The organism is Pseudoalteromonas sp. SWYJ118, from assembly GCF_015864505.1.
Taxonomy (GTDB): Bacteria; Pseudomonadota; Gammaproteobacteria; order Enterobacterales; family Alteromonadaceae; genus Pseudoalteromonas; species Pseudoalteromonas arctica.
Genome location: NZ_JADYXC010000007.1, coordinates 147,583 through 173,328 on the forward strand (window position 1 = coordinate 147,583; position 25,746 = coordinate 173,328).

At 39.8% G+C, this 25,746-nt stretch carries 20 protein-coding genes; 8 read left to right on the forward strand and 12 right to left on the reverse strand.

The window, feature by feature from the left end:
* Positions 1 to 35: 35 nt before the first annotated feature.
* Positions 36 to 704, forward strand: a complete 669-nt coding sequence (gene yihA, locus I6F48_RS09415; RefSeq protein WP_007377272.1) for a ribosome biogenesis GTP-binding protein YihA/YsxC — start codon at positions 36 to 38, stop codon at positions 702 to 704.
* Positions 705 to 713: 9 nt separating this feature from the next.
* Here the strand turns inward: yihA and I6F48_RS09420 are convergent, their stop codons facing one another.
* The 3 genes from I6F48_RS09420 to polA form a co-directional block, all read right to left on the reverse strand.
* Positions 714 to 1,232, reverse strand: coding sequence for a DUF1285 domain-containing protein (locus I6F48_RS09420; protein WP_197119291.1), 519 nt, complete (start codon positions 1,230 to 1,232; stop codon positions 714 to 716).
* Positions 1,229 to 1,816 (reverse strand): YceI family protein, encoded by a 588-nt coding sequence (locus I6F48_RS09425; protein WP_197119292.1) that lies wholly within the window; start codon positions 1,814 to 1,816, stop codon positions 1,229 to 1,231. The genes I6F48_RS09420 and I6F48_RS09425 overlap by 4 nt, the downstream gene beginning before the upstream one ends.
* Positions 1,817 to 2,302: 486 nt before the next feature.
* Positions 2,303 to 5,038 carry a DNA polymerase I gene (gene polA, locus I6F48_RS09430; RefSeq protein WP_165728094.1) on the reverse strand — a complete coding sequence of 912 codons (2,736 nt, stop codon included), beginning with the start codon at positions 5,036 to 5,038 and terminating at the stop codon, positions 2,303 to 2,305.
* Between the two features lie 524 nt (positions 5,039 to 5,562).
* Between polA and elbB the strand changes: the two genes are divergently transcribed.
* The 3 genes from elbB to I6F48_RS09445 all read left to right on the forward strand — a co-directional run bounded on the left by elbB (position 5,563) and on the right by I6F48_RS09445 (position 9,561).
* The gene (gene elbB / locus I6F48_RS09435) at positions 5,563 to 6,210 is read left to right on the forward strand and encodes an isoprenoid biosynthesis glyoxalase ElbB (protein ID WP_007582090.1); all 648 of its coding nucleotides are present in this window, start codon (positions 5,563 to 5,565) and stop codon (positions 6,208 to 6,210) included.
* Positions 6,211 to 6,436: 226 nt separating this feature from the next.
* On the forward strand, positions 6,437 to 6,832 hold the full coding sequence (locus I6F48_RS09440) for a c-type cytochrome (protein ID WP_007582093.1): 396 nt from the start codon (positions 6,437 to 6,439) through the stop codon (positions 6,830 to 6,832).
* 164 nt (positions 6,833 to 6,996) lie between these two features.
* On the forward strand, positions 6,997 to 9,561 hold the full coding sequence (locus I6F48_RS09445) for a sensor domain-containing diguanylate cyclase (RefSeq protein WP_165740385.1): 2,565 nt from the start codon (positions 6,997 to 6,999) through the stop codon (positions 9,559 to 9,561).
* A 15-nt stretch (positions 9,562 to 9,576) separates the two neighbouring features.
* Here the strand turns inward: I6F48_RS09445 and rep are convergent, their stop codons facing one another.
* A complete protein-coding gene (rep, locus tag I6F48_RS09450) occupies positions 9,577 to 11,595 on the reverse strand; it encodes a DNA helicase Rep (RefSeq protein ID WP_197119293.1) in 2,019 nt (672 codons plus the stop codon).
* Between the two features lie 162 nt (positions 11,596 to 11,757).
* Between rep and ubiK the strand changes: the two genes are divergently transcribed.
* Entirely contained in the window at positions 11,758 to 12,021 is a 264-nt protein-coding gene (gene ubiK / locus I6F48_RS09455; RefSeq protein ID WP_197119294.1) for a ubiquinone biosynthesis accessory factor UbiK, read from the forward strand.
* A gap of 48 nt (positions 12,022 to 12,069) precedes the next feature.
* On the opposite strand, the gene I6F48_RS09460 is transcribed toward ubiK, so the two are convergent.
* From I6F48_RS09460 to ilvG, 8 genes are all read right to left on the reverse strand, one after another.
* On the reverse strand, positions 12,070 to 12,714 hold the full coding sequence (locus I6F48_RS09460; RefSeq protein WP_197119295.1) for an NAD(P)H-binding protein: 645 nt from the start codon (positions 12,712 to 12,714) through the stop codon (positions 12,070 to 12,072).
* Positions 12,715 to 12,718: 4 nt separating this feature from the next.
* Entirely contained in the window at positions 12,719 to 13,381 is a 663-nt protein-coding gene (gene can / locus I6F48_RS09465; protein ID WP_197119296.1) for a carbonate dehydratase, read from the reverse strand.
* Between the two features lie 30 nt (positions 13,382 to 13,411).
* On the reverse strand, positions 13,412 to 14,587 hold the full coding sequence (locus I6F48_RS09470) for a methyltransferase (protein ID WP_197119297.1): 1,176 nt from the start codon (positions 14,585 to 14,587) through the stop codon (positions 13,412 to 13,414).
* A gap of 62 nt (positions 14,588 to 14,649) precedes the next feature.
* Positions 14,650 to 15,684, reverse strand: a complete 1,035-nt coding sequence (locus tag I6F48_RS09475; RefSeq protein WP_197119298.1) for an ABC transporter substrate-binding protein — start codon at positions 15,682 to 15,684, stop codon at positions 14,650 to 14,652.
* A gap of 97 nt (positions 15,685 to 15,781) precedes the next feature.
* Complete coding sequence (ilvA, locus tag I6F48_RS09480; protein ID WP_197119299.1) at positions 15,782 to 17,335, reverse strand: threonine ammonia-lyase, biosynthetic; 1,554 nt, start codon at positions 17,333 to 17,335, stop codon at positions 15,782 to 15,784.
* A gap of 2 nt (positions 17,336 to 17,337) precedes the next feature.
* Positions 17,338 to 19,194: a dihydroxy-acid dehydratase gene (ilvD, locus tag I6F48_RS09485; RefSeq protein ID WP_197119300.1), complete on the reverse strand. Its 1,857-nt coding sequence runs from the start codon at positions 19,192 to 19,194 to the stop codon at positions 17,338 to 17,340.
* A 103-nt stretch (positions 19,195 to 19,297) separates the two neighbouring features.
* On the reverse strand, positions 19,298 to 19,543 hold the full coding sequence (ilvM, locus tag I6F48_RS09490) for an acetolactate synthase 2 small subunit (RefSeq protein ID WP_165728087.1): 246 nt from the start codon (positions 19,541 to 19,543) through the stop codon (positions 19,298 to 19,300).
* Positions 19,540 to 21,189, reverse strand: a complete 1,650-nt coding sequence (gene ilvG, locus I6F48_RS09495) for an acetolactate synthase 2 catalytic subunit (protein WP_007582116.1) — start codon at positions 21,187 to 21,189, stop codon at positions 19,540 to 19,542. Before ilvG ends, ilvM begins: the two co-directional genes overlap by 4 nt.
* 553 nt (positions 21,190 to 21,742) lie before the next feature.
* On the opposite strand from ilvG, the gene I6F48_RS09500 reads away from it, so the two are divergent.
* Genes I6F48_RS09500 through I6F48_RS09510 form a run of 3 tightly spaced genes read left to right on the forward strand, consistent with a single transcriptional unit; the run spans position 21,743 to position 25,721 of the window.
* Positions 21,743 to 23,413 carry a phosphoethanolamine transferase gene (locus I6F48_RS09500; protein ID WP_197119301.1) on the forward strand — a complete coding sequence of 557 codons (1,671 nt, stop codon included), beginning with the start codon at positions 21,743 to 21,745 and terminating at the stop codon, positions 23,411 to 23,413.
* Positions 23,410 to 23,781 (forward strand): diacylglycerol kinase, encoded by a 372-nt coding sequence (locus tag I6F48_RS09505; protein ID WP_165741080.1) that lies wholly within the window; start codon positions 23,410 to 23,412, stop codon positions 23,779 to 23,781. Before I6F48_RS09500 ends, I6F48_RS09505 begins: the two co-directional genes overlap by 4 nt.
* Positions 23,772 to 25,721, forward strand: a complete 1,950-nt coding sequence (locus I6F48_RS09510; RefSeq protein ID WP_197119302.1) for an LTA synthase family protein — start codon at positions 23,772 to 23,774, stop codon at positions 25,719 to 25,721. The genes I6F48_RS09505 and I6F48_RS09510 overlap by 10 nt, the downstream gene beginning before the upstream one ends.
* The last annotated feature ends 25 nt before the right edge of the window (positions 25,722 to 25,746 follow it).

Genomic DNA, 25,746 nt, shown 5'->3' on the forward strand with positions numbered 1-25,746 from the left:
ACTCAACGTTATTTATTTAAGTTTTAGGAGAGCCTGTGCTCAAATCTCGTATCAAATATAATACTGCGTCTTTCGTAACAAGCGCTCCCGACATTACTAAATTACCTGCTGATACGGGAATTGAAGTTGCGTTTGCCGGTCGCTCCAACGCAGGTAAGTCGAGTGCATTAAATGCATTAACCGATCAGAAGCTAGCACGTACAAGTAAAACACCTGGACGTACTCAGCTAATCAATACATTCGATTTAGCTGATGTTGACGATATGCGCCTTATCGATTTACCAGGCTATGGTTTTGCTAAAGTACCAATCGAAATGAAAAAGAAATGGCAAAAATCGCTAGGCGAATACCTACAAAAGCGTCAAAGCCTAAAAGGTATTGTTATTTTAATGGATATTCGTCATCCATTAAAAGATTTAGACCGCGATTTAATTAATTGGGCTATTGGTAGTGAAATTCCAGTATTGGCACTATTAACTAAAGCCGATAAATTAAAGCAAGGCCCTCGTAAATCACAAGTACTGCAAGTTCGTCGTGAATTAAGCACGCTTGATGGGGATATTACAGTTCATGCATTTTCATCATTAAAAGGCACGGGTTTACCAGAAGTAGCTAAAAAACTAGATGAATGGTTTTTAGGTCCTGTTATTGCTGTACCACCTACCGATGAAACAATCACAGACGAAACTAACCCAGAGGCTTAAACGCTGGCGTTACGATAAATAAAACTGCTTTCCTGCAGATTTAATAAAATAGCCGAGTTTATCAGACTCGGCTTTTTCAGCCCACTGATAATATACGCTTCGCGCAACACGCGCACTACAGCCATAAGGTAGCTTTAGATAAGGTACTTTTGAGCCTTTATAGTCTTTTATAACTAAAGGCTGCTGGGCGCTCACCAACCACTGTCTAGCTAAATTATCAATACAACACAACACCTGCCCTTGCGCTGTATTTTCAAAACGCCAATCAACAATAATAAACGGCGCATCATCAACCGTTATTATTACTTTTTCGACAGGTGTTTTTAAATAAAATTGCTCACCTTCTTTACATAAAACAGAAGCAAACAGCTTCACCATGGCTGGGCGTGTTATTTCACTGCCATCGTAAAACCATTTACCGTCATGATTGATGACAATCGGCAGTTCCCCACAATGGTTAGGCTGCCAACTATCAAAAGGTTTGCTTGGCTCGCTTAATTGCTTGCTAAGCTCACTTAAAGAAATCACTGCTTTTTAAGTGTAATTGCAAACGTAACAGGCACCGCTGTTGCGATTGAAGGTAGGCCTGCTAATTTTTGCAGCTGTTTAACACCTTCCGTTACACCAAAATCAGCACTATTAATAATAATAGGTGTAAATGATGACACAGTTAAATCGCCACTTTGTGTGCTATTAACAAGTACATCAATAGCTAGTGGTTTTTTATTACCATGAAAATCAAGCTCAGCTTTAATGCCTTTCAATACATATTGACCAGGCTTTTTAATATTACTCAGCTCTTTAGTTAAATTGGCAGTTAAAACTGCATTGGGGAATTTAGCCGCTTCAAACAACAATGCCGTTAAACGCTCATTTCGAATAGGAATTAGGGTTTCAGCCGATGTTAAATCAACATTAACGCTAAACTCGCCTTTATCAGAAAGCATACCTTCAAGATTAGTAAAGTGGTGAGCTTCGGCAACAGAGTCCTTTTTTATAGAGACAAAGCTTAATTGGCTTTTATCATTCACTAACTGCCAATTAGCCTGGGCAACATTAGAGATAACTAAACTTGATAAAGAAAAACCTGCAATAGCTAATGCTTTAAACATAACGCACTCCTTAGTGATAAATTGAAAAATAATAAAAATGAAAAATAATAGCGCTTTGATGGTATCACCTGCAATGTACCCAAACCACCACAAAGTGACGAATGAATAGCACAACAAAAAGCATCAATATAGTAGAATTTTCAAAGATAGAATAAAAAACGGCCCACCAAACAAGTTGGTAGGCCGGTATAGCAAACTGGGGAGAAGCTATCAATTTGTTGCACCCTTTCAGATGCATCATCAACAGGATGTCCTACAGGATAGGACAGGCGGGACTTTAACAAAAGCACGCATTAAAATACAATCATATTCCTGTAAAACAGCTCGAATTGACGAACATATAACTATTTAATACAAATAGTTGCTTAAATTAACCTTATTTTAACTAAAGCTTGCATATACCTGATTGAATCGCTGTTATTCGCCATTTTTATTAAACATAAAAAAAGCGCCAAAAGGCGCTTTAATTAAAATGCTCAAATTGCATTAATGAGCTTGTTCCCAGTTGTCACCTTCATCAGCTTCAACTATAAGTGGTACATCTAGCGCAGCAGCTTGCGACATCAGTTCACAGATGTGTTTTGTGTACTGTGGTGCGCAGTCTGTTTTGATTTCAAATACTAATTCATCGTGCACTTGCATAAGCAGCTTAATTGTATTTGGCGCTTGTTCGTGTACCCAGCGGTTAACGCTCAGCATTGCCTTTTTAATAATATCGGCGGCAGTACCTTGCATTGGTGCGTTTATAGCAGCACGTTCGGCTCCTTTTCTACGCGCCCCATTACGTGCGTTTATTTCTGGTAAATGTAGGCGACGACCAAATATTGTTTCAACGTAGCCATTTTCAGCTGCTTTTTCGCGTGTTGTTTCCATGTACTCTAATACACCTGGAAAACGCTCAAAGTATTTATCTATGTAATGCTGCGCTTCGTGGCGTGGCACATCTAGTTGACGTGCTAAACCAAATGCCGACATACCGTAAATTAAGCCAAAGTTTACTGCTTTCGCCTTACGGCGCATATCGGTAGTTACATCATCAAGCTCTACACCAAATACTTCAGCGGCAGTTGCACTATGTACATCTAAGCCGTTAGCAAATGCATTTAATAGACCTTTGTCTTGTGAAAGATGCGCCATAATACGTAGCTCAATTTGACTATAATCGGCAGCAACAATTTTATAACCATCTGCGGCTATAAACGCTTCACGAATACGACGTCCTTCTTCTGAACGAATAGGAATATTTTGTAAATTAGGATCAGTTGAACTCAAGCGCCCCGTAGCTGTAATTGCCTGATGATAAGACGTATGTACACGCTGGGTTTTCTCATTCACCATTAATGGTAATTTATCGGTATACGTTGATTTAAGCTTTGATAAACCACGATGCTCTATAATTACTTTAGGTAGCGGATAATCATGAGCAAGTTCTTGCAGTACTTCTTCTGCGGTAGAAGGTGCACCTTTAGGCGTTTTTTTAATAATAGGCAGCCCAAGCTTTTCAAACAACAGTACTTGTAGCTGTTTTGGAGAACTTAAGTTAAATGGTTCGCCTGCTATTTCAAACGCTTCTTTTTCAAGCTCAATTAAACGCTCACCTAAACGTTGACTATGCGCTCCAAGCATATTGCTATCTATCGCAACACCGGTGCGTTCAATATCAGAAATCACACTAATAAGTGGCATTTCTATATCTTCAAATACCGATTTTAGCTTTTCATCAGCTGCTATTTTTGGCCAAAGCACTTCGTGTAAACGCAAAGTAATATCGGCATCTTCTGCGGCGTAAGGCGCTGCTTTTTCAAGTTCAATTTGGTTAAAGGTAAGTTGCTTTTTACCTTTGCCAGCAATATCTTCAAAGCTAATATTTTTATGACCTAGGTATTTAAGTGCTAGCGAGTCCATATCGTGACGCGTGCCTACACTATTAAATACATACGACTCAAGCATAGTGTCAAACTTAATACCATTTAATGCAAAGCCTGCATTCGCTAATACGCTTTTGTCATATTTAAGGTTTTGCCCTACTTTAGCTTTGTTTTCATCTGCCAAAATTGGACCTAGCTTTTGCATTACAAATTCAAGGCTTAATTGCTCAGGCGCACCTGGGTAGTCATGCGCTACCGGTAAATACACAGCTTCACCCGCTTTTACGGCAAAGCTCATACCCACCAATTGCGCTTTCATGTAATCAAGGCTGGTTGTTTCAGTATCAAATGCAAATAACTCAGCACTATTTAATTGCTCTATTAGCGTATCAAATTGCACTTGCGTTAAAATAGTTTCGTAATGAGCATCTTCTACTTTTGGTAATTCAGTGGCTTCGGTAGGTACAGCTAAATGTGTTTCAGCATCTTTAGGATTATCAAGTAATTCAGCTAACCAACGACGGAATTCGCACTCACCATATAATGCAATTAATTCGTCTTTGTTAGGCTCTTGAAGTTTGAATGTATCAAGATCAGATTCAACTTCAACATCACACTTAATTGTCGCAAGTTCGTAGCTTAAAGGCAGATGATCAAGAGCAATTGCTAACTTTTCGCCTATTTTACCTTTAATCTCACTGGCGTGATCCATTACACCTTGAAGAGAACCATATTTTTCTAACCATTTAACTGCCGTTTTAGGACCACAGCCTTCAACACCCGGAATATTATCGACCTTATCACCCATTAATGCTAAGTAATCAATAATAAGTTCAGGGCCTACACCAAACTTTTCAACCACGGTAACGGGATCTGAAATACTGTCAGTCATCGTGTTTATTAGCGTAACGTGTTCATTAACAAGCTGTGCCATGTCTTTATCGCCAGTAGAGACGAGTACATGTCGTTTTTGCTCTGATGCTATACGTGCAAATGTACCAATAACATCATCAGCTTCAACGCCTTCAATACTAATTAGCGGAAAGCCCATCGCTTTAATAATACTGTGTATCGGTGCTATTTGAGTGCGTAAGTCATCCGGCATAGGCGGACGATTTGCCTTATACTCGCTATACATATCGTTACGGAACGTTTTACCTTTAGCATCAAATATAACCACCATATGTGATGGATCGTATTGTCTGATCAAGCTTTTAAGCATATTGATCACGCCATAAATAGCGCCCGTAGCTTCACCTTTAGAATTAGTTAAATGCGGCGGAGAATGATAAGCACGAAATAAATATGACGAGCCATCAACTAAAATAAGTGGGTTTTCGGGGATCTGAGCCATGGTGAATTTGGATCCTAAATGCAAAAAATTAAGGTAATTATAAGCATGCCATAAGGTAGTAAATAAAACGACAGTGAATTACTGCTTATCGTGTTATTAAAACTATAGCAAGCTGTGGATAAGTGTGTAGATAACAGCCACGAGCTATTCTTCCAAAGCATTATAAAATGCTTAGAAAATACTTTAACTGTATGTTTTAATTTAAAAAAGATAATACGAGGTTCTTTTTTTATTATTTTAAACCAATGTGGAAAAAGGTTTTCTAACGACTGCTTGTGTTGTTATTCACTTTGATTATTCGCGTCCATTTAAATAACCGGAGGAGTATTCTAGCACAATGGATCGAAGATCATAGCGATCCTTTATAATTTTTTTAAAGGCAAAGTGATCGCAAATGGCATAAACCGCAATACAACTTGCATAGAGAATGATTTTTGTACTAAAAATTTATTTTCGCGAGAAATTTTGAGCATGTTAGACTTCATCCGATCGACTTATAAAAAAGACTTTAGGGGCACAAAAGCATGAAAAACGTAGCGGTAATATTAGCAGGGTCTGGTGTGTACGATGGTAGTGAAATTAATGAAGCAATTTTAACTTTATTACATATAGCCAAAAATGGCGCAACGTATCAGTGTTTTGCACCGGATATTGAACAACTTCATACCATTAACCATTTAACGGGCGAAGTAATGCCTGATAAACGTAATGTATTAACAGAAGCGGCTCGTATTGCACGGGGTGACATTAAATCGCTGCTTGAATTAGACGTAACTCAGTTTGACGCATTAATTGTACCTGGCGGTTTTGGCGCTGCAAAAAACTTATGTGACTTTGCAATTAAAGGCGCAAAAGCAAATATTAATGAAGACGTACTTAATGCTTGTAAATCATTTGCAAAAGAAAATAAGCCTGCTGGTTATATGTGTATTGCACCCGCTTTGATCCCATTTATTTACGATAACGCTGTACTTACGATTGGTAACGATGCAGAGACAGCACAAGCGCTAAGCACATTAGGCGCTAAACATATAAATTGTGCAGTAGATGATGTTGTTATTGATCAGCCAAATAAGCTAGTTACAACCCCAGCTTATATGCTTGCGCAATCGATTATTGAAGCCGATGCAGGGATCGAAAAACTAGTTAGTAGCGTATTATCAATAAATTGATATTAGGATCTAAAAGTTAATTGTATGACTGTTTGCGCTTATTAAATTGCTTAACAAAAAACAGTAAATAATTAAATTTTATTGCGTTAACGCAAAAAGTAGTCAGTTTTATTAATAAAAATGCCTCTTAGCATTTTATAAATTGGCTCAGAGAGTTATAATCGGTTTAATTTCCGTCATCTTTAATCGTGATTGATCACGTTCAAATCGAAGTGAGCAAGGCAAAATGAAAAAATTAACAGCTGCAGCATTATTAATGCTAGCAACCACTGCATACGCACAGCCATATGATAACTCTATGACTGAAGATGCAATTAAAGCACGTCTCGCGCCGGTTGGTGCTGTATACCTTGAAGGCGATAAAGCTGCTGTAGCAGCGGCGCCTACAGGCCCTCGTTCTGGTGAGCAAGTGTATCAAGGTGCATGTTTTGCATGTCACGGTACTGGTGCACTAGGCGCGCCTAAATCGCCTGACGATTGGGCTCCACGTATAGCTAAAGGTAAAGACACTTTACTTGAGCATGCACTAAATGGCTTTAATGCGATGCCTCCAAAAGGCACCTGTATGGATTGTTCTGATGATGAGATAAGCGCTGCTATCGACTTCATGACATCTAAGTAAATACAGCTGAAATACACAAAAAAGGTTTACTTCGGTAAGCCTTTTTTAATACCTAAAATAGTGTTTCTAGCCAGTATGATAGTACGAATATCAACTTGACGATAAGCGCTAAAAGTGAAAGTATAAGGCTAATAACTATACAATAAAAATAGCCGGTTAGATCATTGGAAGATAAACTCTCAGTATCGAGTAAATTGGCGTATCAAAATAAACGTCTAAAAACATTACTCAATAAATACAAACAATCACATCACTTACAAAATGCGCTTATACAATTATCAGAGCAAGCAAGTACTGTTGCCGAGCTAACCCTACTTTATCCCGCTATCCACGACATTTTACAAAAATATGTGCCGAGTAAAAGTTTTTATGTGGTGCTATTAAATCAATACAGTCAATCGCTAGAACTTTCTTACTTTTCAGATGAAAAAGATGGTATTGCCGTCGCCCTTAACCAATCAAATAGCTTTGATGAAGGTGCCACTGGTTATGTATTTAAACAGGGTAAAACCACATGTTTTACCAAGCAGCAAATGCAAAATGCCGCAGCAGAAGGCTTATTTAAAGCATTAGGCACTCCAGCAGAGCATTGGGTAGGTGTACCGGTTTACCAAGAACATAATATTATCGGTGTTTTAGCAGCGCAAAGTTACGATACAAAACAAGGCTATAGCTCACAACAAATACAATTACTTGAGTTTATGTCGCTTTATTTAGCAACTGCAATAGAGCGTGTAAAAAAACGAGAGCTCCTTGAGTCAGAAGTTAAAATTCGTACCCGAGCACTCACTCAAAGTAACGACGCGTTAAACCTTGAAATAGAACAACGCAAACGCGCACTTCAACGCCAACAAATTCTATTTAAAATATCTGAAATAGCAACGCAAGCTAAAAACCTTGATGATGCTTACTTTAAGATACATGAAATAATAAAAACAATTACCTACGCAGAAAACTTATATATTGCACTTTACGATAAAGAGTCTGGCTGGATAAGCTTCCCTTATTGTGTAGATGAATTTAAAGAAAACACACAACCAAGACGCTTTGCTAAAGGTTATAGTGAACTGGTAATAAGCACTGAAGAAACGCAACTTATACACCCGTGTAGAGCAAAAGAATTAATAGAAAGCGGTGTAGTACAAAGAGCTAAGCCTGTACAAAAAGAGCAAATGGCCACTAGTTGGTTAGGCGCTCCACTTAAAACAGCTCAAGGTGTTATCGGCCTTATTGTTTGCCAAGCTTACGATAACAAACATATTTTCAGCCGGGATGATTGCGAGTTAATTACCTTTGTATCTCATCAAATTGCAGCGGTTTTACAAACAAAGCTCACCAATCAAGCGATTGCAAAAAGCCATCAAGAACTCGAATTTAGAGTAAACGAAAAAACCAAAGAACTGCGTCAAACAAATCTGCACTTACAAATGCAAATAGATGAGCGTAAAAAAATAGAGCAGCAGCTTTATCACGACGCACATCACGACTCTCTTACTAGCTTACCTAATCGCAGCCTCTTTTTAACTCAGCTTGAAAAAACACTACAACATTATCAGCGCTTTCCTGAACATAATTTTGCTGTTTTATTTATTGATTTAGATAAGTTTAAAGACATTAACGACCAACTTGGTCACCATGCTGGCGATCAGTTTTTAATTAACGTTAGTGAGTTATTTGCCCAGTGTATACGCGAACATGATTTACTAGCACGCTTAGGTGGCGATGAGTTTGTTATTTTATTAACGCACTTAACTGAGCCTCAACAAGCAGAAGATGTCGCTAATCGTATTATCGATTTAATGAAAAAGCCTTTTTTCCTTAAAGGCGAATCACTTCAAAGTGGTGCTAGTATAGGAATAACCTACTCAAAGAAAAGCTATACGCATACGGATGAAATTATTCGTGATGCCGATGCTGCAATGTATCACGCTAAAAACTCCGGAAAAAATCGCTACGAGCTATTTCATCCGCTATTAACGCAATCAATACCTGCACAGGCACTAAAAGCACAACATCACCTTGATATATTACCTATGAGTTTTAGAAGCTCAGAAATAATTACTCTTGATGAGCAACATCAGTCTGAATCTTTATTTGAAGCATTTGGTGAACACCCAATACTTGGCTTTACTAGCTTTGATATTTTGAAAAAGTTTGCATCAGATAAAGAACAGCACCTCGAGATAGAGTTACAGTTATTACAACGCGCTTATGTACAAGCAATTACAGCAAATGTAACTATGGCGCTGGTTCCTTGCTCTGGTTTACTACTCGAGGAGCACGAATTTGTTTTATTTACAGATACGCTAAATAAACAACAAGGACATAGCCAGCTCTGTTTGCTATTTGATGAGCAAGAAATTCGTCACGCAAGCGCAACACAAATAGAAAACCTCAAAAAGCTATCACAACTTGGTTATTCAATTGGTTTAAACAATTTCGCTAAAGATCGATGCGAACTTAATTTACTAACCGATATTAATTTTGACTATCTGCTACTTAGCTCGACCTTTAGTAAACGTGTTTTACAACAAGAAAGTTACGATTTTCAGCTACAAGGGGTGCTAGCAATTACGAAGCTCAAAGCAATGAAAGTCATTGCTAAAGGCCCATCAATACTTAATTTTAGAGCCTTACTAGACAAGCACGGTTTGGCATTTTTTGTGGGAAAACAACACGCTCTAGTGTGTTCTGAGTTACCTGAAATACAAGCAACCCAGTCTTTATAAAATTAGCCTGAGGTATTACTCAGGCTTTTTAAACATTGCACGAAGGTTAGCGACTCTTGCTTGGCCTTTTTCCATTCGCTCTGCTTGCGTATTTGGCGCTTTTTTGTTTTCAATCGCTAAATCGTCCTGCGGTAACTCTTGTACAAATCGGCTTAACTCAGTTTGTGAGGTTTCACCAAATTGACGACGTATTTTTGCATAAGTAAGTGTTAACTCCTGCTGTGCACGAGTAATACCAACATAAGCTAAGCGGCGCTCTTCATCTACGTTATCTTCATCAATACTAACCTGATGCGGAAGTAAGCCCTCCTCCATACCTACCATAAATACGTATGGGTACTCTAAGCCCTTTGATGCATGCAGTGTTGATAAGTGCACCGCATCGGTTTCATCCTCTTCTTCGTTACGCTCAAGCATATCGCGAAGGGTTAGCTTGCTAACAACCTCGGCTAATGTCATTGGTTCGTTGTCGGCATCACCGGTCAACATATCGGTGATCCAGCGATACAATTCAGAAACGTTTTTCATACGCATTTCAGCGGCTTTAGCACTCGGTGATGACTCGTACAAATATGCCTCGTAATTAATATTACGCACTAAGTCTTTAACAGCTTCAAGTGTATCGCCACGTACAGCGTTATCAGATAGCTCAACAACCCAGCGTGCAAACCCAGCAAGCGCATTAAAGCCACGCCCTTTTAGTCTGTAGCCTAAATCGTTATCAAAACAGGTGGCAAACAAGCTCGCGTGCTTTTCATTAGCCAGCGTACCCAGCTTTTCAAGTGTAACCGTGCCTATTTCGCGGCGCGGTGTATTTACAATACGTAAAAATGCATTGTCATCGTCTTGATTAACTAATAAGCGCAAATATGCCATAATATCTTTAATTTCTGAGCGAGCGAAAAAAGACATACCGCCACTAATTTTATAGGGGATACGGTTACTCATTAGTGATTTTTCAAAGCCACGAGCTTGATGATTACCACGATATAAAATAGCGTAGTCTTTATAGCTAGTTCGCTTCATAAACTTATGGGAAATTATCTCGGCAACTACGCGCTCCGATTCGTGCTCTTCGTCGCGGCACCCTATTACTTTAATTGGCTCACCGTAACCAAGCTCACTGAATAACTTTTTCTCAATATCATGCGGGTTATTTGCTATCAAAATATTAGCGGCTTTTAGTATTCGCCCTGCACTTCGGTAGTTTTGCTCAAGCTTTATTAGCCTAAGCCCTGGGTAGTCTTTACCTAACAACACTAAGTTTTGTGGGCGAGCACCACGCCAAGAATAAATTGATTGGTCGTCATCACCTACCACAGTAAAACGGGCACGCTCACCAACAAGTAATTTAACAAGTTGATATTGACTGGTGTTGGTATCTTGATACTCATCCACCAGCAAATATTTAAAGCGTTGCTGCCAGCGCTCACGCGACGTTGCGTTATTAGTAAGTAGCAAGGTAGGGATCATAATTAAATCATCAAAATCCAATGCGTTATAAGCGCGCAGCTGATTTTGATAGCGAGCATAAAGCTGTGCAAACAACGCCTTTTGCGCATCGCGGGCTTCTCGTATTGCTTGCTCTGGCAGTACTAATTCGTTTTTCCAACTACCAATTTCCATTTTAAGTAGTTTGAGTAAGTCTTTGTCTTTTTTTAGTTCATCTTCAGTCAGCTCACTAAGAAGCTGATTGGTATCTTGATCATCAAATAACGAAAAGCCGGGTTTAAACCCTAATGTGCTTAACTCTTTTTTTATTATTTCTAAACCGAGTGTATGAAACGTTGATACCCATAAACCTTTAGCGTCTTGCTTTCCGAGCGTTTGCAGTACTCGTTCACGCATTTCTTTGGCTGCTTTATTGGTAAAAGTAACAGCGGCTATATTTCGCGCTTTGTACTCACATTTTTTCACTAAATAAGCTATTTTATTAGTAATAACACGGGTTTTACCAGAGCCTGCGCCTGCGAGTACTAAGCATGGACCACTAATATATTTTACAGCTTCATCTTGTTTAGGATTGAGTTTCATAACGACCAAAGAAATTTAAAAGACGCGTAATTTTAACGTAACCATTACAGCGAGCATAGCAATTGCCTTAATTAATTAAGGTATAGATGATCATGTGTTAAATACCATAGGTATAAGGTAATATTAGTTATTATTATTTTAGGCCGCATCGAAGGGAAAAATATGATCAACCCAGCAAAACTTGAAGAAATTGCTAAGCAAATTACTAGCAATATGCCACAAGGTGTAAAAAACCTAGCAGACACACTCGAAGGTAAAACAAAGCAAGTTTTACAAAACAAGCTTGCTGAGATGGACTTTGTGAGCCGTGAAGAATTTGATGTGCAAAGCCAAGTACTTATCCGTACTCGCGAAAAACTAACTGACCTTGAAGCTAAAGTTGCATTACTTGAGCAACAACTTAGCGCTAAAACTGACGCTGAATAATTAAAAAGGCAGCTTAGGCTGCCTTTTGCCTTTTACCTTTTACTAAGCTTATTCAAATAGCTCATCTAGCACATAATAAGATAACTTAGCCTGTTGCGCTAAACTCACACTCAGCATTTTTTGTGCAACTTGCTCGCCAGTTATTGGCCTGTAACGCTTTAAAAACGCAAATCGTGTAATAACAGGAAAAATAATACTGCCTATCTTTTCTGCCACTCTAAATTGCTCACGATCACCTAATAATAAAGATGGTTGTAAAATACTTATTTTATCAAAAGGGAGTGCTTTAATATGTTGCTCAAGCTCACCCTTCATTTTCAAATAAGCACTATTACTGTGCGTGTTCGCCCCACTTGATGACACTAAACAGTAATGCGTAACGCCATTACATGCCGCTAACTGCGCTGCTATAAACTGATAATCAAAATCTACTTTACGCTGAGCTTGTGTAGAGCCCGCCCGTTTACGGGTTGTGCCCAAACACGAAAACAATATGTCGCCTTTAAAAAGCTCAACGTATTGAGTTAATTTTTCAAAATCAATAACATGATTAACTAGCTTTGCGTGTGTAATAGGCAAAGCCCGACGACTTAACGTAACCACTTTGGTATAACGATCGCTATTAAGTAGCTTATGCAGCAACTCGTTACCAACCAAACCTGTAGCACCTATTAATATCGCCGTTTTAGTCATAAATTTATTTATTCTCGCCCACTTTTTTAAGTACGTGCTGCACTGCTTTTTTGTAGCTTTGCGTTTCTTCACTCGCGCACGTTACTACAGATTCTAAATCGTGAAGGTGGCCGTTCTCTAAACCATAAACCCAACCATGAACGCTTAGCTCTTGTCCGCGATCCCACGCATCTTGCACAATGTTAGTACGGCATACATTTCGTACCTGCTCAATGACATTTAGCTCAATAAGTCGGCTTAAACGTTCGCTTTCTGGCATTGCATCAAGTTGCTCAAGATGCTTTTCTTTTACATCACCTACATGGCGTAGCCAGTTATCAATAAAGCCAAATTTTGCATTGTTTAAAACAGCTTGTACGCCACCACAACCATAGTGACCAACTACCATGATATGTTTTACTTTTAAGACTTCTACAGCGTACTGCATAACCGACAAACAGTTATGGTCAGTGTGTACAACCACGTTAGCAACGTTACGATGTACAAATAATTCGCCTGGTAATAAATCAACTATTTGATTAGCAGGTACACGAGAGTCTGAACAACCAATCCATAGATACTCTGGATTTTGTTGCATAGATAAAATTTTAAAAAACTCAGGATCAGCTTCACTTGTGCGAGCAGCCCAACGTTTATTGTTATCGAATAAATTTTTTAACTTTCTCATTGCATCTCTTATTAAGTCGAGGACGGAAATTTAATGGATATTAGCGAGAATCAATATATTACGAGGCGTTAACTGCTTTTCACAAAACGTTTTAACGCTTACTTGATAGCCTTGCTGTTGCAAATATAAAGCACGATCGAGCACAAGCCAAACTTCAATTGCTCTTCTGAACACATGTCGAACCAGTTCAACTCGGTCAGTTATTTCTTTTCGAGCAACACCAACATCTAAATATTTATTATAATCAGTATCTTGGGGTAGGTTTATTGCCTTTTTGTCTGCAGCCCATGCACAAAATGATTTAAACGAATCTGAGAATATAGCTTTGTTAACCGAAGGTACGCTTACATAATATTGCTCGCCAGTAATCGATTTTCTAAGTGCATCAAAACCGAGTCGCCATTCAAGTTCTGTTTTACGTACTTTTTCCAGACGAGAAGGCGCTGTAACGGTTTCTTGCAAGGCGAGCTTTAGATCGCGATGCGTTAGGTTAAGCTCACTTTGGTTTGCAACCTCACTCATTACACGGTACTCATTAGCCGTAAATAAATGATAGCAACAAGGTGAAAAGCTAATTTGCTGTACTTTCGCTAAACTTGCTTGGCGCATAAATGCTTGGTGCAAACCACCACAAGCGTGGAGCGCTACGGCATGCATATCAGTATTAAAAAATTGAGTAATATCATCTTTTAATACATCAGCTTGGCTAAAGTGCATTGCTAAACCTTGTTGCTGTGCACTTTTTTGCCCTTGCTCGCATAAGCTTAGTTGCAGCTCAATACTGTGCACATCACTTGCGCCATTAAATGCAAGCATTCGCCCTAAGTGTCCTTTACCCGCGCACCATTCTAAAACTGGTTGCTTAGTATTAGGTAGTGCAGATACAAAGTCTTGTAGCTGATCAAACTTACGACCTTTAATGCCGTTACTTATCCAAAACGGATAATCAGATCGAGAGTGTGCAGCGCTAGGTAACTCACATAGTTTAGCAAGTTCATCAAGTTGGTTTATGTGTTGGTTAAAAAATTGGTATAGCTGATTTTGATCGTTATCAAGAACGGTTACCTGATCATCAGTTAGTTCGTTAAGTATGCCTTGCAGCTCTGGCCAAGGAATAGTGTCAAAATCAAATGCAGTGCACTGCCAATACTGACGATGGCGCATTAAAAGTGAATCAAGTGCAAAAAATTGCTCGGCTAAAGTCATAACTGCTTAAAGTATAAAAAAGACAATTAATTATATCAGCTCAGTGAGATCTCACTAAACAGTTAATTTTTACTAAAAATCAGCCTCAAATACAAAGGGATTGAAATAATACTCACCAAAATAGCCGCTATAAGCATCCACGATAATTGCATTTTTTCAGGCTCTTGGTATTTATAAATAAAATGAGATTTCACTTCGTCAAATTCGTTTTGCTGTATGCCATATAAGTCAGCAATTAAGCGCCACTTTGCTATCGACATATGCCCTAAACTGGTGGTAGGTAGTACTATATAATTTTTTAAGACTTCAGCTTCAAAGGCGAGCTGATGAAAGCTTTTACTCGGTGCGTATATTTTCTGGGTGACTGCAATGGCTTCATCCATATTCATCATTGCATAGCGCCAACCTTTTAGGCTCGCTTGGTAGAATTTTTCGACCGTTTGCGGATTTTTTTTAAGCATACTTTCGCTGGTAAATAAAATATCTCCATATACATCCATACCATAACGCTGCGGGCAAACAAGCCGATGAGCGATCCCTTGTTGAGTCATATAATAAGGCTCTGTAGTAACATAAACTTGCATAGCATCTAGCTTGTTTTCAATCCAAGCTTGGCCTGGATTTATGCCGTCGTAAACTTTAAGATTATCCACTTCTACACCACTGCGTTTAAGCATAATGAGTAACTCGGTGCCGTCATTTTTGCTCACAGCAGTGATACGTTTATTTACAAAATCTCGTGGGTGAAAAATATCAGACGTGTCTTTTACCATCCAGCAATAAGGAGAAAACTGCAGTAAAGCTGCCATTGCAACAAAGGGCTGACCATCAATACGTTGCTGTAAAATACCAGAATGTCCTACACCAAATTGCGCTTCGCCACGAGCGACAGGACCAAAGGTGTCAGGTTTCATTGGATTAGCTTGTTTAATGGTTACATCGAGGCCTACTTCATTATAAAAGCCTTTTTGCTTTGCCATATAGTAACCGGCAAACTGAAACTGATGTGTCCATTTTAGCTGTAATGTGACTGATTCTTGCGCCGCGATATGGCTGCAAAAAAAGCACAATCCAATGATTAATCCTTTAAATAGCAACTAGGTGACCTCAAAAAGTATGACGATTACCTGTAACTATATGTAAAACGTGTGATAAAGCAAGCACCCTAGTTAGGTGCCTGCCTTTAAAGAAAGGTTATACTGAGGCTCGTTTTTCGAATTTTTCTGCTTGCGATTTTGATGTTAAAAATTGGGTAAAACACGGATTTTGTGTTTCATCCTGTACACTGTAACCTAAGCGATTTAAATGCTCGTTAAACATTTCATACTGACTCGGCTCAATAGCAAAACCTGCCAGTACATTTCCCATTGACCCACCGTGATTACGATAATGAAATAAGGTAATGTTCCAATTACTGCCTAAAGTATCTAAAAATCGAGCAAGCGCCCCCGGATACTCAGGAAATTCAAAACGCAATAAACGTTCATGTAATTGCTCTGGTGCTTTTCCGCCAACCATATAACGCACGTGTAATTTAGCGAGTTCGTTATCCGACAGATCGCAAAATTGATAATCATTCTTTGTTAAGTCTTGCTTTAGCTCATTGAGTTCTTGCTCGCCTTGGCGCAAGGCAATACCTACAAATATTTGTGCTTCACCAGGTCCTGCATAACGGTAGTTAAATTCAGTAATAGCTCGGCCACCTAAAGAAGCACAAAACTGTTTAAAGCTGCCTTTTTCTTCTTTAATAGTAACCGCTAATAGCGCTTCGTTTTTTTCACCCAGTGCAGTGCGCTCTGCCACATAACGCAAGCGATCAAAGTTTAAATTAGCACCCGATAAAACAGCCGCTAAGTGCAACCCTTTTAACCCCGACTGCTGACTCCACTTTTTAAGCCCTGCCGTTGCAAGTGCACCAGATGGCTCTGCAATTGCGCGCGTAGATACAAAAATATCCTGCATGGCTGCACATATTTCGTCACTGGTAACGGTTACAACTTCATCGCAAAACTTTTGCGCTAAACGAAAGGTTTCGGTGCCAATAATTTTAACCGCTACACCATCGGCAAAACTGCCAACGCGATCAAGCTCTACCGGTTTACCCGCTGCAAGTGCTGCTTGTAAACACGCACTTTCGTCAGCTTCTACGCCAATGACTTTTATATCAGGGCGCAGAGATTTAATATAAACCGCCATACCCGCCAGTAAGCCGCCGCCGCCAACAGGAATAAACACAGCATCAAGCTCGTTTAATTGCTGCATTAGCTCGCGTGCTACAGTGCCTTGACCAACAATTACGTCAGGGTCATCAAACGGTGGAACAAATATGCCTTTTCGTTGCTCTGTAAGCTCAAGTGCATGTGCTTTTGCTGCATCAAAGTGATGTCCATGTAATACAACTTCACCGCCAAGTGCACGCACTGCGCTGACTTTTATTTCAGGCGTTGTTACTGGCATTACAATAGTCGCTTGGTGCCCTAAGTGAGATGCACTCAATGCAACCCCTTGGGCATGATTACCCGCAGAAGCCGTAATAACCACTGAGCCTTTAGGTAATTTATTTAATTTGTTATACGCACCGCGTAATTTAAACGAATACACGGGCTGTTGGTCTTCACGCTTTAACCAAACATGGTTACCTAGTTTTTTACTGAGTTCAGCCATTTCGCTGACCTCAGTAACTTTAGCCAAAGGCTCCATGTTTGCTTGAATGATAGCGCGAAAATAATCGAGCTCTTGAGAGACCATAATTAACTAAGCGCCTCCAATTTAGCTAAATCGCGCACTGCGCCTTTATCAGCACTAGTTGCAAGTAATGCATAAGCTTTTAAAGCAGACGACACATAACGCTCACGATCAACTGGTTTATACGCCATTTTTCCGCGTGCTAATTGCTTTTGCTTACGTGCTTCAAGTTCTTCATCGCTTAGCGCTAGAGTGATTTCACGTGTTGCGATATCAATAATAATTTTGTCGCCATTTTCAACATAAGCAATTGCGCCACCACTTGCTGCCTCTGGTGACACGTGGCCAATTGATAAACCCGAAGTACCACCCGAAAAGCGACCATCAGTAATAAGCGCACATTGTTCAGCTAGGCCTTTTGATTTTAAATAACTTGTTGGATAAAGCATTTCTTGCATACCCGGACCGCCTTTTGGCCCTTCATAACGAATAACAACAACATCGCCGGCTTTTACTTCGTTATTTAAAATCCCTTCTACTGAATCATCTTGTGATTCGTACACGACTGCGGTGCCTTCAAAATGTAGCATTTCGTCAACGACGCCAGCACTTTTAACAACACAACCATCAACCGCTAGATTGCCAGAAAGTACAGCTAAGCCACCGTCTTGGCGAAAAGCGTGTTCAACGCTTCGAATACAACCATTGACGCGGTCATTATCGCCTTCATCCCAACGACACTCTTGGCTCATTGCTTTAGTAGTACGAATACCCGCAGGACCCGCACGATAAAACTTGCGCGCAGCTTCGTTAGTCGGGTCTGTTGCATCCCATTTTTTAACAAGCTCAGCCATTGTTGATCCAGCGACATGATTTACTGACATATCAACTAAGCCGGCTTTACCAAGCTCGCGTACAACAGCCATCATGCCACCAGCACGGTGTACATCTTCAATATGGTACTCTGGTGTTGCCGGTGCCACTTTACATAAAAACGGTGTTTTACGAGAAAGCGCATCAATGTGTGACATATCAAAATCAACGCCCGCTTCTTGTGCAGCAGCAAGCAAATGTAATACGGTATTTGATGAGCCGCCCATTGCAATATCAACAACCATTGCATTCATAAAGGCTGTTTTGTTAGCAATAGCACGTGGCAATACATCTTGATTATCTTTTTGATAATACTCACGACATAAATCAACAATACGAGCCCCCGCTTCAACATAAAGCTGTTTACGGTCTTTATGAGTCGCAAGCGTCGTACCGTTACCCGGCAGTGCTAAACCTATTGCCTCTAACAAACAGTTCATTGAGTTTGCAGTAAACATGCCTGAACACGAGCCACATGTAGGACACGCAGAACGCTCTACCTGCTCTGAATCTGCATCACTTACCGATTCATCTGCGCCTTTAACCATGGCATCAACTAAATCAAGTTTAATGTCGATGTTAGCAAGTTTAGTTTTACCCGCCTCCATTGGACCGCCCGATACAAATATCACCGGTATATTTAAACGTAGCGCTGCCAGCATCATCCCTGGGGTGATTTTGTCGCAGTTTGAAATACAGATCATCGCATCGGCGCAGTGTCCATTTACCATGTATTCAACCGAGTCAGCAATTAAATCGCGTGAAGGCAATGAATAAAGCATACCGCCGTGTCCCATCGCAATGCCATCATCAATAGCAATGGTATTAAATTCTTTTGGAACGCCACCGGCTTGGGTTATTGTCTCACCCATAAGCTCACTAAGCTGATTAAGGTGTACATGCCCTGGTACAAATTGTGTAAACGAGTTAACTACGGCAATAATCGGTTTACCAAAATCAGAGTCTGTCATACCTGTTGCGCGCCATAATGCTCTTGCGCCTGCACGTTTACGTCCTTCAGTTGTTGTTGCACTTCTTAATTTAGCCATAGTTACCTCAGTTTTTGCCGCAATATAAGCGGGCATTCCTCATTCTAAAATTGGTGAATAACCGAGTGACTCAGTTACTCGTAAATTATTTTGTAATTCGTAATTATACAGCCTGTTGGTGCTGTAAATTTTGTAAAGTGACTTCTTTTACATCCACCAGCTTGTTTAGCTGGCTGGTTAATAGATGAATAGGTTTATCACTATCTACCGTCATGGCTACGTTGTATAAGCCATCATCTATATTGAGCTGAAAATGCGTTAGGTTAAAACCACGATGACGCACCACTCGTAAAAAGCGTTCTACCGCTATACTTTGGCTTTTTAATGCAATAGTTAGGCTGTGTTTCATTTTGCTTTCTCCGTCATCATTTCGTCGTTAGCAGCCCCAGGTGGTACAAGTGGCCAAACATTTTCTTTATCATCAATACAAGCATGTACTATGTACGGGCCTTTGCTGTTAACTAATGCTGTAATAGCATCATCAACTTGGTTAGCATGGGTAATTGTTTGCCCTGGAATACCAAATACAGCAGCTAGTTGCACAAAGTCTGGGTTATCCGAAAGGTTAGTTTCAGAGTAACGTCCTTCAAAAAATAGCTCTTGCCATTGGCGAACCATACCCAAGCGCTGGTTATCTAAAATTAATATTTTTACAGGTAAATTATTACGGCGAATCGTGGCCAATTCTTGAATATTCATCATGATTGAGCCATCGCCCGATACAGTGATAACAAAGTCATCAGGGCGTGCTACTTGTGCGCCAATAGCAGCCGGTAAACCAAAGCCCATTGTGCCTGCGCCACCACTGCTTAAATGATTGCTCGGGTGAGTAAACTTCATGTGTTGTGCTACCCACATTTGATGCTGACCTACATCGCAACACACAACGCCAGTTTTTGGCATGCGTTGGCTCAGTTGGTTTAATAAGTACGGTGCGTAAACCTTCTCACCTGGGTAATCGTAACGCCACGCGTGCTTGATATTCATTTCTTTATTTGTGTCACACCACGCTTTAGGTGTTACAAAGCACTCAAGTGCAGGTAACGACGTTTTTAAATCAGCAATTAATGAAGCTTTAGCAGGTTTTCGCTTACCTACTTCAGCGGCATCAATATCTAAATGAATTACTTTAGCTTTAGCTGCAAATTTAGCTAAGTTACCCGTTACGCGGTCATCAAAGCGCGCACCTATACACACAAGTACATCACATTCTTGCACGGCAATATTAGCGGCTTGACCACCATGCATACCTAGCATACCTAAGTAATGCTCGTAGTCAGGTAACACACTGCCTAATGCTTTTAGTGTTGATACAGCCGGCATCTGAGTTTTATTTAAAAACTGCATTAACTCGTCTTGCGCATCAGCGGCTTGTACACCACCGCCTACGTACGCTACAGGCTGTTTAGCCTCACTCAACAATTGATTAGCAATAGCAACTTGCTTTAAATCTAACTCAGGTAAGTATTCATCAGCTGCAAGCCAAGGCTTAAATGGTACTTGCGCCATTTGAATATCTTTTGGGATATCGACAAGTACTGGACCTGGTCGGCCGCTTTGCGCTAAATGAATTGCTTCTTGTAATATCTCTGCTAAGTCTTCCGCTCGTTCTACCATGTAGCTGTGCTTAGTACACGAAAGCGACATACCTAGTACATCTATTTCTTGAAACGCATCTGAACCAATAGCTGCAGTAGGCACTTGGCCTGTGATCGCCAATAATGGCACTGAGTCCATCATCGCATCAGCAAGGGCAGTTATTAAGTTAGTTGCACCTGGGCCCGATGTTGCAAAACACACACCTAATTTACGCGTGCTGCGAGCATAACCAACAGCTGCAAACCCTGCACCTTGCTCATGACGAGTAAGGTAGTGTTTGACTGGCGCGCCATACAGCGCATCGTAAATTGGCATAATAGCTCCGCCTGGGTAGCCAAATACTTCATTTACGCCGTGTTTGGCCAATAAGTCGATTGTTAGTTCTGCGCCTGTCATTAATAAACCCTCATTCCTCAGTGACAACCCAATTACATTTTTACGCTAAAAACTTTGCCCTTAAAACTAAAAAGCCCTCCGAACGGTTAAGTGCGGAGGGCTTTTTTAATGCTTAAGTTTTTAAAGCACTACGAAGCCCTCGCGGGAATAATCACCACGATAATAATCAGGACTAGGTTAAGTGCGTTTGTAAGCATGTAATTAATACCAAATTTTGTTCAATTATCGCGAAGGTTATTCCTTCGCTCTCTTTTTATATTAGTACCGCGCTAGGCCCTTTAAGTCAACACCAAAGTTAATCTAACAAAAAGACTAAAAGGCAATTTATCGGGTTTTAAAATTCATTATACAAGCTAGTAGTGGTTTTTTTATGCTCTAATTTTATTCTCAGAAATTCACTATTCTTATATCCCTTATTTAAGGTTTGATTAATTTTTAAGAATATTTTTATAAATAAAATTATTTATCACCTTCAGGTAATGCGTAGGTTCTCTTAAGCGACTCTTAAGTGTTGTTGCATAGCATGGCGTTGTTATTTTAAACGAGCCTAAATATGAACGTAATTAGTCAAACACCAGCACAAAAAAAGCCAAATCGTAGTAAACGGTTTTACATTCACTGTAGTGCAAATTCCTTTGTAGTGATGATTGCCTGTTATTACTGTTTAGTTATAAACATTCCTTTTATTCAAGGTTCGTTTAGCGCCATAACCTCTCTTGCATCTTTTTCATGGCTATTTTTACTTTCAGTCCCGCTACTTTTGTTATGCCTTTTAATTATTTTCTTTTCGATAGTGTCGGTTAGATGGTTATTAAAACCAGTTAACTATCTTTTACTGATAATTTCGAGCGCCGTGCTTTACGGCTCATTAAATTACGGTGTCGTGTTTGACTATTCAATGATTCAAAACACGTTCGAAACCGATTCAAGCGAAGCGCTGAGCTATTTAAATCCGCAACTCATAGCCTTTTTACTGTTGTTTTGTGCGCTACCTGTTTTTATATTAAGCAAAGTAAAAATACACTTTACTCGCCCTCATCAAGAAGCGATTAGCCGCATAAAACTTATTATTGCCTGCTTAACGCTAATTGCTTTAGTGGTCACTAACTTTTACGCCGATTACGCAGCCACTGGTCGTAACAACCGCATTTTGAAAAAAGAAATTATTCCGTTTCAGTATCTCTCCAGCGGTTATAAATATATGCGCGATCAACTGCTGTACACCAATATAAAGTTTAAAAATATAGATACAACACCCACTTTAATTGCGCCTAACACCACCAGCGTAACCGTTATAGTTGTTGGCGAAACCGCACGAGCAGAAAACTTTGCTTATCAAGGTTATAAGCGCAACACAAATTCTTACACACAAAAGTACAATGTGACGTATTTTAATAATGTGGCGTCTTGTGGCACCGCTACTGCTGTGTCTGTGCCGTGTATGTTTTCACTGCAAACACAAGATAACTTTGATCGATTAGCAGCCGACAACCAACAAAACCTGATTGACTTAGCACAACAAGCTGGCAGCGATGTATTGTGGGTTGATAATAACAGCGGCTGTAAAAACGTATGCCCTCGTGTTGTTAACATTGATATCCCAACCACCCCATCAGCGCTTTGCGATGGGAAATATTGTTTTGATGAAGCACTCCTTGCTCCACTTAAACGCAAACTCGCTAATTTAAGCCAAGCTAACACCGTTCTTGTCCTACATATGATGGGCTCACACGGGCCAACTTACTTTAAACGCTACCCAGATAAGTTTAAGCAATTTACGCCTACGTGCGATAGAAGCGACATTCAAAACTGCTCACTCGATGAATTAGTTAATACCTACGACAACACAATTGCGTACAGCGACTTTGTTAACGCCCAAGTAATTGAGCAATTAAAAGCACTGCCAAACAACATAGATAAGCAGTTTTTATATGTCTCTGACCATGGTGAATCACTTGGCGAAGCCGGTGCTTATTTGCATGGTTTTCCGTATAGCTTTGCCCCAAGTACACAAACACATGTCCCCCTTTATATGTGGGCTGATGAGCATAACCAGCGCATTACTAATACCTGTTTAGCTAATTTAGACACCCGCGCTGCGCGCTCACACAACAATATTTTTCACACCCTTTTAAATTTAATTGGCATTAAGAGCAAAACATATCAGGCATCGCTTGATTTACTTGCTAGCTGCCAAACAACACCAAGCGAAATACAATTATGAGCAATAAAACCGTTATAAAACGCCAAGGCTTAATGCGCCTTATTTTTACCTTAAGCCATTCTTTTAACGGCTTAAAATGGATGAGTCGATTTGAAGCGGCGTTTCAACAAGAGCTAGTACTGTTTTCATTACTAGGTGTGTTTGTGTGGCTACAAAAAATTGTACTAAGCGACAAGTTATTACTGATAGCCAGCCTGCTTTTTGTTTTGTTTGCTGAACTTGTAAATACAGCCGTTGAGGTTGTGGTGGATAGAATTGGCAGTGAATATCATGAGCTTTCGGGTCTCGCTAAAGATATTGCCTCAGCCAGTGTATTTATAGCCATGCTAATTACTGCTCTTATTTGGTGGGCTGTATTATGGGCTTAACACTTAAAAGTAATAATTTTACAGTCAAGCAAGCACTTGGTCCTGTGTGGATTCTTGTTGTATTTACTTTTTTGGCACTGAGTTTTTTAACACTTGCTCGTTTTGGTTTGAGTGTTTGGCAAGGTGAGCGTGTATTTGGATCGCATGCGTGGTTATCTATATTTATAGGTGGTTTAAGAGTAGATATAGCCACTTTAAGCTACATTATTATGCCCGCATTATTACTTACATTAGTTATGCAAAGCATAGGGTGGCAAAATAAAGTTCGCGGCCTAATTAAAATTTACTTAGTGGGGATGTCTGCTTTACTCGTTTTTTTTGAAGTGATTACGCCTACATTTATAAACGAATACGATTTACGCCCAAACCGCTTATTTATAGAATATTTAATTTACCCTAAAGAAGTCTCAAAAATGATTTTTTCAGGCTATAAGTTAGAAGTATTTATTGCTGTTATAGCACTTATTTTAAGCTGTAAATTTGCAGGTAAAGTATTTGGCAATCAATGGCAAAGTACGTCATCACTAACAGGCTTAAACCAATCAATTTTAGCGCTCGTTTTAGTATGCTTAACTATTTTGGGCGCGCGTAACTCATTAGGGCACAGACCACTTAACCCCGCCATGGTCTCGTTCTCTACTGATCACTTACTTAACGACTTAACCCTTAACTCACTTTATAGCGTCGCATTTGCAGTTAAGCAACTCTCTAACGAGCAATCAAGCCAAGACTATTATGGCAAAATGCCTACCGATGAATTGCTTAGCATTGTGCGTAGTAACATGCAAAACACGCAAGCCGCATTTAATGATGTAACCGCCCCTACAAAAACGTTTCATGAAGCAAGTAATATAGGTAAACCCAAAAATTTAGTCATTATTTTACAAGAAAGTTTAGGTGCTCGTTATGTAGGCACGCTTGGCGGTTTACCGCTTACACCTAATATAGACGCCCTTTATAAACAAGGCTGGGGGTTTGATAATTTATACGCCACGGGTACACGTTCAGTGCGTGGGATTGAGGCGGTAATTACAGGGTTTACACCCACACCTTCGCGTGCGGTTGTTAAGCTTGATAAATCACAACGTGACTTTTTTACCATTGCTGATTTTTTAGCGAAGCAAAATTACAACACGCAGTTTATTTATGGTGGCGAAAGCCATTTTGATAACATGCGCAGCTTCTTTTTAGGCAACGGTTTTAAAAGTATCGTAGATACAAATAACTTTAATAAAATAGATTTTAATGGCTCGTGGGGCGCATCAGACGAAGACTTGTACGACCAGGCCGACATAGAACTTACTAAGCTTAAAAATCAAAACAAACCCTTTTTTAGCCTTATATTCTCAAGCTCTAATCATAGCCCGTATGACTTTCCTGACGATAAAATAACGCTGTACGATAAACAAAAACAAACCCGTAATAATGCAGCAAAGTATGCCGATTACGCACTAGGCACGTTTATCGAAAAAGCTAAAAAATCGAGCTACTGGGACGACACTGTATTTATAGTTATTGCCGATCACGACTCGCGTGTATCTGGGGCGAGTTTAGTACCGGTTGATCACTTTAAAATTCCGGCCGTTATTTTTGGTAAAAATATTACCCATAAACGAGATAGCCAACTAGCCAGCCAGCTCGATATTCCTGTGACTCTACTGTCTTTAATTGGCGCAAGTGGTAAGCACCCTATGATAGGTCATGATTTATCAAAGCCAATTAGCGACAACAAACAACGCGCAATGATGCAATACGACAAAAACTTTGCCTACATGCACGATAATAAAGTGGTGGTGTTACAACCACAAAAATCAGCAACCACCTATACGTATAGCAATAACCAGCTTGTGCCATGTGAAAACGATGAGCAACTAGTTAAAAAAGCCCTAGCCCACGCGAACTTGGGTAATTTAGCCTACACAAATGGTTGGTATCATTAACCAAGTGACTTGATAATAAAGCCTT